Source organism: Streptomyces sp. KL2 (assembly GCF_046529545.1).
GTDB classification, from domain to species: Bacteria; Actinomycetota; Actinomycetes; order Streptomycetales; family Streptomycetaceae; genus Streptomyces; species Streptomyces radiopugnans.
Genome location: NZ_CP127170.1, coordinates 2303136 through 2317442, shown reverse-complemented (window position 1 = coordinate 2317442; position 14307 = coordinate 2303136). Strand labels below are relative to the sequence as shown.

Here is a 14307-nt window from a genome sequence, read left to right as displayed (position 1 = left end):
GGACAGCCGGGTCAGCAGGGCGGGTACGGCGGGCCGCCGAGGCAGGCGGGGCCGCACCTGCCGCAGCCCTCGCAGGCCGCGCACCAGGCGTCGCAACTGCCGATGATGCGCGCGTCCCACGCGGACCGGGAGCGCACCGTGGACGTGCTCAAGGCCGGTTACGCCGAGGGCCGGTTGAGCCTCGCCGAGTACGAGCAGCGGATGGGCCGGGCCCACCAGGCGCAGACGTACGGGGAGTTGCACGCGCTCATCGCCGATCTGCCGCAGGGGCCGATGGCGGTGCCCGCGCCCGCGCCGCAGTACGCTCAGCCGTACCAGCCTGCGGTGCCGCGCACCTTCCTGCCGCCCCCGCCCCAGACGAACAACTCCGCGGTCGGAGCCCTGGTCTGCGGGGTCCTCACGCCGTTCTACGGGGTGACCGCCATTCCCGCGGTGATCCTGGGGCACAAGGCGCGCGCCGAGATCCGCCGCACCGGCGAGAAGGGCGACGGGATGGCCATGGCCGGCCTGGTCCTGGGCTGGCTGACGATCGGGTTCGCCGCGCTGGTACTGCTGGCGATCGTGGTGATCGCGGCCGCCTCGCCGTGAGCGTTCCGGCGGGCCGGCCCGCTGTGCGGAGGGGGTCGTGAGAGGGAGCCGGAAGGCGGTTCGCGGGAGTCGCGGGGGACTTCGGGCGCTCTTCCACTACCGCTCCGCGCCCACTACGGTGGCATGGGCATTTGTTTTGACCGGAGCCGATGCGGTAGGTACGCTCTGACCTTGTGCCTGGGGTATCCCCTGCGCTCTCGTGTGCGCCAAGACGCCGCGGGATGTGAGGACGGGGACACCGAAATCTGCATGCTTCTCACCCAGTGGGCCCCGCATCGCGGGAGTGTGCAGCCTTCGACACACCCGACCGCGTGGGTCGGAGAGTGGCCCGGGTTAGTTGTACCGAGACTGGCACACAGAAACCGGAGAAACGGTGCCTACGATCCAGCAGTTGGTCCGCAAGGGCCGACAGGACAAGGTCGAGAAGAACAAGACGCCGGCACTCGAGGGTTCGCCCCAGCGCCGCGGCGTCTGCACGCGCGTTTTCACCACCACCCCCAAGAAGCCGAACTCGGCCCTGCGTAAGGTCGCGCGTGTGCGTCTGACCAGCGGCATCGAGGTCACCGCTTACATTCCGGGTGAGGGCCACAACCTGCAGGAGCACTCCATCGTGCTCGTGCGCGGTGGTCGTGTGAAGGACCTGCCGGGTGTTCGCTACAAGATCATCCGCGGCTCCCTCGACACCCAGGGCGTCAAGAACCGCAAGCAGGCTCGCAGCCGCTACGGCGCCAAGAAGGAGAAGTAAGCATGCCTCGTAAGGGCCCCGCCCCGAAGCGGCCGGTCATCATCGACCCGGTCTACGGCTCTCCTCTGGTGACCTCCCTCATCAACAAGGTGCTGCTGCACGGCAAGCGCTCCACCGCCGAGCGCATCGTGTACGGCGCCATGGAGGGCCTGCGCGAGAAGACCGGCAACGACCCGGTCATCACGCTCAAGCGCGCGCTCGAGAACGTGAAGCCGACCCTCGAGGTCCGCTCCCGCCGCGTCGGTGGCGCCACCTACCAGGTTCCGGTCGAGGTCCGCCCCGGCCGTTCCTCCACTCTCGCGCTGCGTTGGATCGTGGGCTACGCCCGCGCGCGCCGTGAGAAGACGATGACCGAGCGTCTGATGAACGAGCTGCTCGACGCCTCCAACGGGCTCGGCGCCGCCGTGAAGAAGCGCGAGGACACCCACAAGATGGCCGAGTCCAACAAGGCCTTCGCGCACTACCGCTGGTAGTCGCTTCCCCCATCGAGAACCGAGAGAAGACTGAGCCTTATGGCTACCACTTCACTTGACCTGGCCAGGGTCCGCAACATCGGGATCATGGCCCACATCGACGCGGGCAAGACGACCACCACCGAGCGGATCCTGTTCTACACCGGTGTGAGCTACAAGATCGGTGAGGTCCACGACGGCGCTGCCACCATGGACTGGATGGAGCAGGAGCAGGAGCGCGGCATCACCATCACGTCGGCCGCGACGACCTGCCACTGGCCGCTCGACAACGTCGACCACACCATCAACATCATCGACACCCCGGGCCACGTCGACTTCACCGTCGAGGTGGAGCGCTCCCTGCGCGTGCTCGACGGTGCCGTGACGGTGTTCGACGGGGTGGCCGGTGTCGAGCCCCAGTCCGAGACGGTGTGGCGCCAGGCGGACCGCTACGGCGTTCCGCGTATCTGCTTCGTCAACAAGCTCGACCGCACCGGCGCGGACTTCTTCCGCTGCGTCGAGATGATCGTGGGCCGCCTGGGTGCGCAGCCGCTGGTCATGCAGCTCCCGATCGGCGCCGAGTCCGACTTCCAGGGCGTCGTGGACCTGGTCCGCATGAAGGCCCTGGTCTGGTCGGCGGAGGCCGCCAAGGGCGAGATGTACGACGTCGTCGACATCCCGGCCGACATGCAGGAGCAGGCCCAGGAGTGGCGCGGCAAGCTGCTCGAGACCGTCGCCGAGAACGACGAGGAGCTGATGGAGCTGTACCTGGAGGGCGAGGAGCCCTCCGAGGAGCAGCTGTACTCGGCGATCCGCCGTATCACCATCGAGTCCGGCAAGGGCGAGGGCACCACCGTCACCCCGGTGTTCACCGGTACCGCGTTCAAGAACAAGGGCGTCCAGCCCCTGCTCGACGCGGTCGTGCGCTACCTGCCGTCGCCGGTCGACATCGAGGCGATCGAGGGGCAGTCCCCCTCCGACGCCGACGAGGTCATCAAGCGCAAGCCGTCCGAGGACGAGCCGCTGGCCGCTCTCGCCTTCAAGATCGCGAGCGACCCGCACCTCGGCAAGCTCACCTTCATCCGGGTCTACTCGGGCCGCCTGGAGTCCGGCACGCAGGTGCTGAACTCCGTGAAGGGCAAGAAGGAGCGCATCGGCAAGATCTACCGGATGCACGCGAACAAGCGTGAGGAGATCGACAGCGTGGGTGCCGGCGACATCGTCGCCGTCATGGGTCTGAAGCAGACCACCACCGGCGAGACCCTCTGCGACGCGTCCGCTCCGGTGATCCTGGAGTCCATGGACTTCCCGGCCCCGGTGATCGAGGTCGCCATCGAGCCGAAGTCCAAGGGCGACCAGGAGAAGCTGGGTGTCGCCATCCAGCGTCTGGCCGAGGAGGACCCGTCCTTCCAGGTCAAGACGAACGAGGAGACCGGGCAGACCATCATCGCGGGCATGGGCGAGCTGCACCTTGAGGTGCTGGTCGACCGGATGAAGCGCGAGTTCAAGGTCGAGGCGAACGTCGGTAAGCCGCAGGTGGCCTACCGCGAGACCCTGCGCAAGGCCGTCGAGAAGGTCGACTACACGCACAAGAAGCAGACTGGTGGTTCCGGCCAGTTCGCGAAGGTGCAGATCGCGGTCGAGCCCCTCGAGGGCGACGGCTACGAGTTCGTCAACAAGGTCACCGGTGGCCGCATCCCCAAGGAGTACATCCCCTCGGTGGACGCCGGCTGCCAGGAGGCCATGGAGTTCGGCGTGCTGGCGGGCTACCCGCTCACCGGCGTGCGGGTGACGCTGCTGGACGGCGCCTACCACGACGTCGACTCCTCCGAGATGGCGTTCAAGATCGCCGGCTCCATGGTCTTCAAGGAGGCCGCCCGCAAGGCCAGCCCGGCCCTGCTGGAGCCGATGATGGCCGTCGAGGTCACCACGCCCGAGGACTACATGGGCGATGTGATCGGTGACATCAACTCCCGCCGTGGCCAGATCCAGGCCATGGAGGACCGCGCCGGCGCCAAGGTCGTCAAGGGCCTGGTTCCGCTGTCGGAGATGTTCGGTTACGTCGGTGACCTGCGCAGCAAGACCTCCGGTCGCGCGAGCTACTCGATGCAGTTCGACTCCTACGCCGAGGTTCCCAGGAACGTCGCCGAGGAGATCATCGCGAAGGCCAAGGGCGAGTAGCGCACGTTTCGTGGCGCTATCCACCCATTAGGCTGGAGCACAACAAGGCCTTCGGGGTCTCCCGTCACCGGGCGCGCGCCGCGCGGTGACGGGCCCCGGCAGCCCGCCCACCCAGATACGAAGCGGTCAAGGGCGTCCCCTCGGGGTCCTGACCGATTCGGCACGACCACCTGAACCCCTCCGCGGAGCGCGGGGGAGTACAGCACCAGTCCACAGGAGGACCCCAGTGGCGAAGGCGAAGTTCGAGCGGACTAAGCCGCACGTCAACATCGGCACCATCGGTCACATCGACCACGGTAAGACCACCCTTACCGCGGCGATCACCAAGGTGCTGCACGACGCCTACCCCGACCTGAACGAGGTCTCGGCGTTCGAGAACATCGACAAGGCTCCTGAGGAGCGTCAGCGCGGTATCACCATCTCCATCGCGCACGTCGAGTACCAGACGGAGTCCCGTCACTACGCCCACGTCGACTGCCCGGGTCACGCGGACTACATCAAGAACATGATCACCGGTGCTGCCCAGATGGACGGCGCCATCCTCGTGGTCGCCGCCACCGACGGCCCGATGCCGCAGACCAAGGAGCACGTGCTCCTGGCCCGCCAGGTCGGCGTTCCGTACATCGTCGTCGCCCTGAACAAGGCCGACATGGTGGACGACGAGGAGATCATGGAGCTCGTCGAGCTCGAGGTCCGTGAGCTGCTCTCCGAGTACGAGTTCCCGGGTGACGAGGTTCCGGTCGTCCGCGTCTCGGCGCTGAAGGCGCTCGAGGGCGACGAGCAGTGGGCCCAGTCCGTCCTCGACCTGATGAAGGCCGTGGACGAGTCCATCCCGGAGCCCGAGCGTGACGTCGAGAAGCCGTTCCTGATGCCGATCGAGGACGTCTTCACGATCACCGGTCGCGGTACGGTCGTCACCGGCCGTATCGAGCGCGGTGTCCTGAAGGTCAACGAGAACGTCGACATCATCGGCATCAAGCCGGAGAAGACCTCCACCACGGTCACCGGCATCGAGATGTTCCGCAAGCTGCTCGACGAGGGCCAGGCCGGTGAGAACGTCGGTCTGCTGCTCCGCGGCATCAAGCGCGAGGACGTCGAGCGCGGCCAGGTCATCATCAAGCCGGGTTCGGTCACCCCGCACACCGAGTTCGAGGCCCAGGCCTACATCCTGTCGAAGGACGAGGGTGGCCGTCACACCCCGTTCTTCAACAACTACCGCCCGCAGTTCTACTTCCGTACCACGGACGTGACCGGCGTGGTGACCCTCCCCGAGGGCACCGAGATGGTCATGCCGGGCGACAACACCGAGATGAAGGTCGAGCTCATCCAGCCGGTCGCCATGGAGGAGGGCCTGAAGTTCGCCATCCGCGAGGGTGGCCGGACCGTGGGCGCCGGCCAGGTCACCAAGATCGTCAAGTGACCCGGTCCGCCTCTTGAGGCACCGCTGACCTCCCGGTCGGCGAAAGGGCCCGTACGACGTGAGTCGTACGGGCCCTTTCCGTTGCCCGCCGACCCCTTCCGGCGCGAGCCGGTTCCACTGCTGCTCCGGCCGGCGAACAGGCCCGCCCTCCAAGGCCGTTCGGCCGGTCCCGGCTGACTAGGATCGCCGGTGCGGTCCGGGGACGCCCCGGGCGGTTCCGATTCGCGAGGGGAGCGGGGATGCGCAGGACGACCGCCGGACTGGCCCTGATCGTGTCCGGTGTGCTGCTGACGGGATGCGGCGGCGGGGACGACGGGGGAGCCGAGGGGAAGCCCGCCCCGTCGGCCTCCGGGAGCGAGGAGCCGGGCGGTGGTACGGGCGGCGGAGGCGCGGGCGAGGGCGGCGAGGTGGTGCGCGAGGTGACCCTTGAGGTCCAAGGCACCGGAAAGACGCAGATCGCCTACACCGCCGACGGGAACAGGACCGAGCAGGTCACGCTCCCGTGGAAGAAGACGGTCGAGCTCTCCCTGACGAAGGCGGAGCAGGAGGTCGGCGTCCTGGTGTCGGTCGTACCCGGCTCGGTCCCGGGCGACGACGGCATGCTCAGGCCCGCACCCTGCACCATCACCGTCGACGGCGAGAAGGTCGACGACAACCAGGACGGCAAGGACGTCCTGGGCTGCAAGCACAAGGTGAAGTGAGGGCCCTGCCGCGCCTTCCGCGATCCACCCCCGGCCCGGGCTAAGGCCGGCACGGCCGTTGCCCGTTCAGAGAGCTCGAAGGGCCGCGGCTGCGGCGACCATGCCGTCTCGTTCCAGCCGTCCGAGCACGTCCTCCACGGTTCCCGGCGGGTTCTTCCATCTGTCCGCGATCTGCCGCACCGCCGCATATACAGCGGCCGGATCCAGGTCGATCTGGTCCTCGATGAAGGCGTCGGGGTGCTTGGCCTCCACGTCTCACGCCGACAGGACGTCGGAAGGGAAGTCCTTGAGGTTGAACGTGACGATGACCTGGGCTTTGGCCCGGACGGCCGCCGCGAGGACGTGGCGGTCATCCGGGCCGGGGAGCTCGACGGCCCCGATGAGGGGCTCGTAACCCCTGACCATGCAGTCGCCCACGGCCCTCATCATCGCCTGTCTGGTCCGGTCGAGCCGGGCGGAGTCGAGATCGGGTCGCTTGGCCTTCAGGTTGCCGAACGTCTCATCGAGGACGCGATCGGTCCACTTGGCCTGCACGAGGCCGTCCTGCGCTATGGATATGAGCAGGTCACGCAGGGTGCTCGGGTACAGCACGCTGGCGTCGTACAGGGCGACGAAGGCCATGCTTCGGATCAGTCCCATCTCCTGGCCCAGTTGGGTGAGCTCATCGGCGGCTTGACGGCGGCGTTCGTCTTCACCCCGCGCCGCGACGGCGACGACCCGTCCGGCGGGAACGCCCCGACCGGCCGCCCCCTCCGCCGCCTGAGCGGAGACCCCGCGGGCGCCGCACGGGCCGCCGGGTCAGGAGGGCCGGTGGACCTCGTCGCGGTGGGCGATGCGGACGACGTGCACCTGCTGCCGGCGGTCGTGGACGGTGTAGACCACGCGGTGGTCGCCCGCGTGCAGCCGCCGCTCGCTCTCGTACGAGCCGGGCAGGGCGGTGGTGTCCGGCGCGTACGGGTCGGCGAGCAGGTCGGTGAGTCGGCCCAGGATGCGCAGGGCCCGTTCCCGGTCGAGTGCGCGGAGCCGGTCGCGGGCGGTGGCGGCGAGGCGGACGTCGTACGTCATCGGGCGCGCTCCAGCGTCTCGCGCAGCACCTCGTCAAGGGCGTAGGCGGGCTCGTGGAGGGCGTCCAGGACGGCACGGCGGTCGGCTGCGTCCTCCAGCAGGCGCAGCCTGCGCAGGAGGGAGACGGGGACGACGGCCGCGGCCTCCTTGCCGTTGCGGGTGATCACGGTGTGCTCGCCGCGCAGCGCGCGGTCGATGAGGTCGCCGAGGCGGTTGCGCGCGGCGCGGGCGGTCTCACTGGTCATCGGGTACGTGTCCATGGCGGTGCGTGGGCGGTACGTGCGGATGGCGCGGGTGCGGTACATGCGGTGGGGTCAGGGGCGGAGATCGAGTTCGGCCCAGACCGTCTTGCGTGGTGGCGGCCAGGTCTCCACGCCCCAGCGGTCGGCCAGCGCCTCGACGAGCAGCAGCCCGCGCCCGCCCTCCGCGTCCTCGGGCGCCGGCGGACCGGGCACGGCCGGGAGGCGGTCGCCGCGAGCGTCGGACACCTCGATGCGCAGTGTGACGCCGCCACCGTCACCGCCGTTCCCGGTGACGCGCAGGCCCAGCCGGAAGTCCCGGCCGGGCACGCGCCCGTGCAGGACGGCGTTGCCCGCCAGCTCGGCGGTGATCTGCGCGGCCACCTCGGTGGGCAGCCCCTGGTCGGCCAGGTGCGCGACGGTCAGGAGCCGTGCCAGCCGGGCTCCCCGGCGGGTGGGGGAGAGGAGCACGGAGAGGCCCTGGGCGGGGGCCGGGGCGGGGCTCTCGGTTCGGGTGGTCTCTGGAGTCACGTCACCCAGCGTGTCCACTCGTGTCCGCCCCGGCCAGACCTGACGCGTGCTCAGGAGCTTCCTGTCCGGCTCGTGTACCGGTCTGTACGGCCGGTACGTGAGCGCTGACCCGTCCCGCCCCGCTGCGCGCGGCATTCGACCCTCGGCGCTCGAAACGGGTGAGAACCGGTTTTGCGTATCGCCTGCCCCGGGAGGCTCCGCCCGGCTAGCGTTCGCCGCACGAACGGCACTGCCAGGGGGGCGGAATGACGTTGTTTCACGCTGCGCGGAAAATATCGCGCGGACAGCAAGCGCATGATCGGCGGATGATCCGGAGTCTTCCGGGACGGGGAAAGCGGACGGGGGGTCGCGCCGCGATCCGCGGGAGGTTCATCGCCTTCGGCGTGTTCGGCGCGTTCGTGCTCGGGGCCTGCTCGGACGGCGGCGCCGGGGCGGAGCCGAAGGAGACCGTCACCGTCACCGCGACCGCGACCGCCACCGTGACGGCGGAGCCGGAGCGGATCTCCTCCCAGAGGGGCGAGGCCCTGCAGGCAGCCAGGGAAGCCGCCGAGGACGCCGGTTACGAGGTCTCCGTCCACAACGCCAACAAGGGCGACGCCGAGCCTTCCGGGAAATGGAAGGTGTGTTTCGAGGAGATCGGCTACGGCACCGTCGACTACGGAGCCGTCCGGGAGGGCGCTCTCTGCCCGAAGAAGGACGGCGGCCCGCTCACCTGGCCCCGGATTCCCGACGTCACCGGAGAGGTTTACGCCAAGGCCGTCAAGGCGCTGGCCAAGGTGGGCTTGGACGAGGACGACATCGACGTCGAGTCGGCGTACAAGGACGTGTCCGTCTCCGCCTCCGACGTGGAGGGCGACGCGGACGGTTACAAGGTCTGCTTCCAGTCGCCCTCGGCGGGCAAGGACGTCAAGCCCGGCACCGAGGCGGTGCTGACCCTCGTCGAGGGCGGCTCCTGCCCATCGGACGAGGGCACCTACAAGGACCGGAAGAACGACCCCGACTACACCCCGCCGCCTCCGGCCAACAGCGGTTCCGGCGGCGGTTCCGGTTCCACGGGCGGTCCGGGCGGGACCGGCGGTGCCGCCGAGTGGAACGGCCAGTGCGAGCTGACCTCCCCGGCGGGCAACTGCTACCAGGCCGGCCAGTTCTGCGCCAACAAGCACCTCGGTATGCAGACGCACAACTCCGCCGGCCGGATCATCTACTGCAAGCAGCGCGCCGACGGGCAGCGCTGGAACTACTCGTAGGGCGTGACCCGGTAGGGGACGCCGACCACTGAGGCCCCTGTCCGAAGTGCTGGTGGACGCGACCACCGGCACGGCGGGCAGGGGCTTCGCCGTCGTGTCGTCTCCGGTAGAGCGACTGTCTGAAGTGGAATTTCCTGTTCGAGGGATTTTCCGCCGGATGAGTGCGGTAACGGACCCCCTGTGCCTAATGTGACTCTCGGTGACGGCGTTCGAACGGGGAGTGGCTGTGCGAATGCGGGACGGGACTGTGCGGCTTGTATGGCGTGACGGCTCCGGTTCGGGCGCTGTTGGACACGGGCACGGCGAACACGGAGGGGCTGGTGCACATGGCTGTGGACAACGAGGGCGCGGCACGCGGGAGCCACACGACGGACAGTGCGGACGGCACGCCCTGGGAGCCGGACTGGGACGACGAGTACGCGCCGGTGGTGAAGGCCGCCGGCCGCCAGGTCAAGCTGTGGCGGGAGTCGGCCGGGCTGACGCAGCAGGAGCTGGGCGACGCCATCGGCTACAGCCTGGGCATGGTCTCGGCGGTCGAACGGGCCAGGCGCCTGCCGCACCCGGAGTTCCTGGGCAAGGCGGACGAGGTCGTGGGCGCGGGCGGCAAGCTCGCCGCGATGAAGAAGGACGTGGAGGAGGCCCGCTACCCCAAGAAGGTGCGGGATCTGGCCAAGCTGGAGGCCGATGCCGTCGAGCTGGGCGCCTACAACGAGCACAACATCCACGGGCTGTTGCAGACGGAGGAGTACGCCCGCGCACTGTTCGACATGCGTCGCCCCGCCTACTCCGAGGATGATTTCGAGCGGTACATGGCCGCACGCATGGCCCGACAAGAGGTCATCGTGCGGAAGTACGCGCCAACTCTGACTTTTGTCCAGGAAGAGGTGACCCTCCGGCGCCCGATCGGGGGCAGAATTGTGCTGCGCCGCCAGCTCGAACATCTGCTGGAGATCGGCCGGTTGCGGCACGTCGAGATTCAGGTGATGCCGACGAACCGCGAGGACCATGCGGGGATGGCGGGGCAGATTCAGGTGCTGAAGCTCAGGGACGGCACGGCGGTGGGCTACTCCGAGGCGCAGCTCAGCACTCGCCTGGTGGTCGATCCCAAACAAGTGCAGGTCCTTGAGCTGCGGTATGGGATCATCCGGGCCCAGGCTCTCAGCCCACGGGAGTCGCTGGCCTTCATCGAGAAACTGCTGGGAGAGATGACATGACGCCCAAGCCCTCTGCTGGAGACGGTTCCGTGCTGGAGTGGGTCAAGAGCAGCTACAGCGGCAGCAACAACAACGACTGCGTCGAGGTCGCGGCCACCCCTGGCGCCGTCCACGTTCGCGACTCCAAGGACATACAGGGCCCGCAGCTTGCCTTCGCGCCGGGTGCGTGGGCCGACTTCCTGACGCGCACGGCAGGGCACTGACCTCAACGGCGACGCGTCCCGCACCCGGCCGGGTGCGGGACGCGTCGCCGTGCGACGGCTGGGAGAGCCCGTCCCGCCTTGTTCAGGCGTCCGCCCAGGCACCGAAGGCGCGGGCGGCGGCCGACACCGCGGCTTCGGCAGTGCCGGCGGACGCCCCGGGGCCGGCGGCCAGGTCGAGCGCGAGGGGCGCGGCGTCCGCCGAGCCGTCCACGGCGATCCGGCAGTCGACCGAGGCCAGGGGCATCGCCGTGTCCGGCGGCGGGAGCACCAGGACGGCGAGTTCCGCCCCGCGCAGGGCGGCCCCGGCATTCTCCAGGGAGCCCGATACCTCCCGAGCCAGGAGGCCGGCGTTCTCCTCCAGCGAGGTGGGGTGCAGATCGAACCGCTCATCGAAGGACACGGCCCCGAAGCCGCGCAGCGCCGTGACGCGGACGCCCAGCGTCCTGGCGCTGCGAACGCCGTGGCGGTGCAGGACGTAGACGGCGGTCATGGCCGCTCGCAGCGCCTCGGCCACCGGGCCGTCCCCGCCGCGGGGAATCCACCACCGCCACCGGCGGCTCTCCAGGCGGTGCGGCGCATGCCCGTGCGCCAGTGCTTCGAGCCCGGCACCCGGAGAATCGCCCAGCAGCCACCATCCGCCGTGGTCCACGGCGAACAGGCGGCCCGCCTCGTCCACGGCGAGCAGCGAGTCGCCGTCCGTGCGGCCGAAGGGGAAGAGCCGTAGGCCGAGTGCCCCGGCCAGTTCGCCGAACGTCCGGTGGGCGTGCCGGGCCAGAGCCGGATCGACGACGGCCCCGGTGGCCGCACAGTCCCTCCCCGCCCCGGCGGGCGGTATACGCAGGCCGTGGAACTCCCGGAGCGCCCGCTCCGCCGCAGGGAAGAGCTCCCATCGGGCCGGGTGCGGGCCCGAAGCAGGGGAGACCATGCTCAGCACTTCCAGCAGCGCCGTCATCGCCTGATCCTGCACGTCCCGGCCGGGACTCCAGCCGCCGGCCCGCAGCGCCGGGTGCTCCTCCACGGGGTCCATGGCGTCCATGAGATCCACGGGGTCCGGCCTCACGCACTGAGGATCTGCACGGACAGCCTCTCCAGGAGGGCGGTGCACGAACGACAAGGCGGGGTCGGCTGCCCGTGCTCGGGGTCGCCCTGCTCGCGGATCTTCCGGGACATGATCGCCGAGCCCTCGAAGTGCGGGAGCGCCTTGTCGAGGGTGGTCGTACGGCCGTCCGCGCGCTCCTGGTCCAGACGCCACAACTGGTCGGAGACGAGCGCGGACTCGGCGCAGTGGCCGATGAACGGCTCCCGGTGCTCAGGGGGGAGCGAGTCGAAGAACTCCCGTACCGCCGGGTGCAGTTCGGGCCGCCCGTCCCCGGTCAGGTTCGTCTGGCTCACGACCGTGCCCCGGACGAGCAGGGAGGCGGCGACACCGGGAACGCCGTCAGACATAGAAGTCCTCCGCATCCTGCATGTCCGCCGTCATGAAATTCGTGACGGCTTGCAGCACATCATCGCCCAGGTAGTAGTTGCCCGTGTGGTGCATGAGGAAGAAGCGCCCTCTGCCGTCCACCAGCATGACGGCACCGTCATAGGTGTCGAAGCCCAACGGGAAGAGACTCTCCCCCAGCTCCCCGGAGAACTCCTCGATTCCTTCGGCGTCCCCCTTGTACGCAAAACCCGGCTTCGCCACGAAGTGGTTCTCGGGGCTGTCGTCAAAGAGAATCCTGAGCCCCCCGAAGCTCCGGATGAAGTCACGCGCATACTCGGAGACGACATAGGAGACGCCGTATTCGGCGGCCTGTTCCCGAGCCTTTTGGACGAGTGCGTCCGCTTCGGCGCCGATGTCGCGCTCAGGACTCCATCCGTACTGGCGGAACCATGCCTCGGCCTCTTGCCGAGACGAAGGAAATCTCATCGCCTCTCCGTCTTTCTCTTTCCTCACTTGTGGGCCGTCACCCCGAGGATGGGGAGCATGTGCTCACAGGAACGACATGGCTTCTTGTAGTCACCATGAGCGAGGTTTTCCTCGGAGGTCACGGATTCACCGATCTGCCGGGTGTGGACCATGGCTCCCGACAGCGCTTCGCGCGCGTCCTCCACCGTACGGATCCTCGCCCCGTCAGGATCGATCTGGTGCAGCCGGTCGGAAATGAGTGACACCTCAGCGCACTTGCCATGCCCGGCTCCCGTCCTCTTCCCCTTTTCGGTGAGTTCGGTTTCCACCTGCTTCAACGCTTCCGCGACGGCGGGGTGGGTATCGGGAATCTTCATGCCGTGCTTCTTGGTGGTGCTGGTGTGTGAAGTGATGACCCCGTCGTGCAGGAGGCTACCCGAGCATGCCTTGGAGATCCGGTCCTTTCCGACCGGGTAGTCGCCCTTCTCCCTCACCGGTTCGTCGCGCGCCGCATTGGCCAGGGTCAGCGACTCCTCCTCCAGAACCCGTACGCGCTCTTCCCGGGGCAGGTGGTCCACATGCAGCGCGTCGCCCCGGTGGTGCCGCATCTTTCCGGCGCTGCGCCCGTGCCAGTCGGGCTGCGGGTTCATGGGGCGGCGCTCGGGCCGCCCGTCGTCCCCGCCTCCGCCGCCCGGCGGCCCGCCTCCGCCCGGCCCGCCCCCGCCCGGGCCCTTCCCCCTGCCGCCGTCGGTGCCGTCGCCGGTCTTGATCCTGTCGAAGGAGTCCTTGGTGCGGCGGTCGTTCTCCTTGTGGGAGTCGGCGATGCCGCGCACCCCCCTGGGCAGGGCCCCGCCGAGGTGGTCGCCGAGCTGTTTGGTGGCCTTCTCCAGGGCGTCCATGCCCCGGTCGGCGACCTCGTTGACGAGGTTGGAGATCTCGTCCCGGCCGCGGGTGCGGCCCTGGTGCCCGCGCGCCTTGCCCAGCCTGCCGGAGGTGCGGCCGTTGAGGGAGGTGGCGGCGGTGTTGAGCCTGGTCGCGGCCCGGTCGTGCTCGCCCTCGTCGATGTCCAGGGTGCCGATCAGCCCTCCCAGCCGCGGCAGGCCGGAGCCCGGGCCGCCGCCGTCGGCGGAGGCCAGGTTCCACCCCTGCTGGAGCCCTTCCTTGCCCGCGTCGCCGACCTTGTCCATGTCGACGCCGTCCTGGGTGCCCAGCCCGTTGGCGGCCAGTTGCACCACCAGCTCGGCGGCCATGTTCTCCAGCGCGGCCACCGCGGGTTCGGACATCGCGGTGACGATCTCCTCCACCGCCAGGTCCGCGGCCTCCTTCAGCGCCCGCTTGACCGCGACGCGGCACGCCTGGATCGCGCCTGCGCTCAGCAGGGTGGACAGTCCGGCGGTGAACGGGGCGGCGGCCAGTCCGATGCCGATGGAGGCGGCCAGCGCGATCAGCTCGCCGACCGCCACCGCCTTGCGGCCCGCGATCAGGCCGGCCGCCCCGTCCAGCGCGTCGGCCAGCACCCGGGCGGCATCGCCCAGATCCTTCAGATGCTTGCCGTTGACCTTGCCCCAGTAGCCGTTCAGCGCGCTCAGCGCCTCGCTCTGCCCGGAGGAGATCAGCCGCTCCATGCCCTTGTGCGCGGCCTGGGCGTCCTCGTCGACGCCATCGGCGAAGTCCCGCAGCTCCCTGGCCATGTCGCGGTAGTCGTCCTCGTCGACGTTGGGCCAGCCCACGCCGATGATGTCGAGCATTGCGTCGGCGCCCTCGGGCAGCACATACCCCACGGCCCAACTCCCCCCGCAAATAGGCCAGTCCGCGCTGTGGCCGTACGGT

The 14307-nt window shown here is 69.4% G+C and carries 18 protein-coding genes; 9 read left to right on the top strand and 9 right to left on the bottom strand.

The genetic code is table 11. The features are described from left to right. The first annotated feature begins 105 nt into the window (after nucleotides 1–105). From QPK52_RS10415 to QPK52_RS10390, 6 genes are all read left to right on the top strand, one after another. Nucleotides 106–588: a DUF1707 and DUF4190 domain-containing protein gene (locus QPK52_RS10415; RefSeq protein WP_093660729.1), complete on the top strand. Its 483-nt coding sequence runs from the start codon at nucleotides 106–108 to the stop codon at nucleotides 586–588. Between the two features lie 373 nt (nucleotides 589–961). Further along, nucleotides 962–1333: a 30S ribosomal protein S12 gene (rpsL, locus tag QPK52_RS10410; protein WP_003948652.1), complete on the top strand. Its 372-nt coding sequence runs from the start codon at nucleotides 962–964 to the stop codon at nucleotides 1331–1333. Nucleotides 1334–1335: 2 nt separating this feature from the next. Next, the gene (rpsG, locus tag QPK52_RS10405; protein ID WP_093660564.1) at nucleotides 1336–1806 is read left to right on the top strand and encodes a 30S ribosomal protein S7; all 471 of its coding nucleotides are present in this window, start codon (nucleotides 1336–1338) and stop codon (nucleotides 1804–1806) included. Nucleotides 1807–1845: 39 nt separating this feature from the next. Further along, a complete protein-coding gene (gene fusA / locus QPK52_RS10400) occupies nucleotides 1846–3966 on the top strand; it encodes an elongation factor G (RefSeq protein ID WP_410537149.1) in 2121 nt (706 codons plus the stop codon). A 226-nt stretch (nucleotides 3967–4192) separates the two neighbouring features. Further along, entirely contained in the window at nucleotides 4193–5386 is a 1194-nt protein-coding gene (gene tuf / locus QPK52_RS10395) for an elongation factor Tu (RefSeq protein ID WP_093660568.1), read from the top strand. 239 nt (nucleotides 5387–5625) lie between these two features. Beyond that, the gene (locus tag QPK52_RS10390) at nucleotides 5626–6087 is read left to right on the top strand and encodes a hypothetical protein (protein WP_410537147.1); all 462 of its coding nucleotides are present in this window, start codon (nucleotides 5626–5628) and stop codon (nucleotides 6085–6087) included. A 66-nt stretch (nucleotides 6088–6153) separates the two neighbouring features. On the opposite strand, the gene QPK52_RS10385 is transcribed toward QPK52_RS10390, so the two are convergent. The 5 genes from QPK52_RS10385 to QPK52_RS10365 all read right to left on the bottom strand — a co-directional run bounded on the left by QPK52_RS10385 (nucleotide 6154) and on the right by QPK52_RS10365 (nucleotide 7922). Beyond that, the gene (locus QPK52_RS10385) at nucleotides 6154–6339 is read right to left on the bottom strand and encodes a hypothetical protein (protein WP_410537145.1); all 186 of its coding nucleotides are present in this window, start codon (nucleotides 6337–6339) and stop codon (nucleotides 6154–6156) included. A gap of 3 nt (nucleotides 6340–6342) precedes the next feature. Next, nucleotides 6343–6726, bottom strand: a complete 384-nt coding sequence (locus tag QPK52_RS10380; RefSeq protein ID WP_410537144.1) for a PIN domain-containing protein — start codon at nucleotides 6724–6726, stop codon at nucleotides 6343–6345. 159 nt (nucleotides 6727–6885) lie between these two features. Further along, a complete protein-coding gene (locus tag QPK52_RS10375; RefSeq protein WP_410537142.1) occupies nucleotides 6886–7152 on the bottom strand; it encodes a type II toxin-antitoxin system RelE family toxin in 267 nt (88 codons plus the stop codon). After that, nucleotides 7149–7397 (bottom strand): type II toxin-antitoxin system Phd/YefM family antitoxin, encoded by a 249-nt coding sequence (locus QPK52_RS10370; RefSeq protein ID WP_410537141.1) that lies wholly within the window; start codon nucleotides 7395–7397, stop codon nucleotides 7149–7151. The genes QPK52_RS10375 and QPK52_RS10370 overlap by 4 nt, the downstream gene beginning before the upstream one ends. Nucleotides 7398–7466: 69 nt before the next feature. Then, nucleotides 7467–7922: an ATP-binding protein gene (locus QPK52_RS10365; RefSeq protein ID WP_410537139.1), complete on the bottom strand. Its 456-nt coding sequence runs from the start codon at nucleotides 7920–7922 to the stop codon at nucleotides 7467–7469. A gap of 383 nt (nucleotides 7923–8305) precedes the next feature. Here QPK52_RS10365 and QPK52_RS10360 point away from each other — a divergent pair, with 383 nt between their 5' ends. From QPK52_RS10360 to QPK52_RS10350, 3 genes are all read left to right on the top strand, one after another. Next, nucleotides 8306–9169, top strand: coding sequence for a PASTA domain-containing protein (locus QPK52_RS10360; RefSeq protein ID WP_410537138.1), 864 nt, complete (start codon nucleotides 8306–8308; stop codon nucleotides 9167–9169). A gap of 326 nt (nucleotides 9170–9495) precedes the next feature. Further along, nucleotides 9496–10383: a helix-turn-helix domain-containing protein gene (locus tag QPK52_RS10355; protein ID WP_410537136.1), complete on the top strand. Its 888-nt coding sequence runs from the start codon at nucleotides 9496–9498 to the stop codon at nucleotides 10381–10383. Next, complete coding sequence (locus QPK52_RS10350) at nucleotides 10380–10586, top strand: DUF397 domain-containing protein (RefSeq protein ID WP_410537135.1); 207 nt, start codon at nucleotides 10380–10382, stop codon at nucleotides 10584–10586. Before QPK52_RS10355 ends, QPK52_RS10350 begins: the two co-directional genes overlap by 4 nt. An 82-nt stretch (nucleotides 10587–10668) precedes the next feature. Here QPK52_RS10350 and QPK52_RS10345 read toward each other — a convergent pair whose 3' ends face one another. Genes QPK52_RS10345 through QPK52_RS10330 form a run of 4 tightly spaced genes read right to left on the bottom strand, consistent with a single transcriptional unit; the run spans nucleotide 10669 to nucleotide 14258 of the window. Further along, nucleotides 10669–11646: an SUKH-3 domain-containing protein gene (locus QPK52_RS10345; RefSeq protein WP_410537134.1), complete on the bottom strand. Its 978-nt coding sequence runs from the start codon at nucleotides 11644–11646 to the stop codon at nucleotides 10669–10671. Beyond that, nucleotides 11643–12032: a YwqJ-related putative deaminase gene (locus QPK52_RS10340; protein WP_410537132.1), complete on the bottom strand. Its 390-nt coding sequence runs from the start codon at nucleotides 12030–12032 to the stop codon at nucleotides 11643–11645. Before QPK52_RS10340 ends, QPK52_RS10345 begins: the two co-directional genes overlap by 4 nt. Continuing rightward, nucleotides 12025–12498 (bottom strand): SUKH-3 domain-containing protein, encoded by a 474-nt coding sequence (locus QPK52_RS10335; protein ID WP_410537131.1) that lies wholly within the window; start codon nucleotides 12496–12498, stop codon nucleotides 12025–12027. Before QPK52_RS10335 ends, QPK52_RS10340 begins: the two co-directional genes overlap by 8 nt. Before the next feature lie 23 nt (nucleotides 12499–12521). Beyond that, nucleotides 12522–14258: a YwqJ-related putative deaminase gene (locus QPK52_RS10330; protein ID WP_410537129.1), complete on the bottom strand. Its 1737-nt coding sequence runs from the start codon at nucleotides 14256–14258 to the stop codon at nucleotides 12522–12524. Nucleotides 14259–14307: the final 49 nt, after the last annotated feature.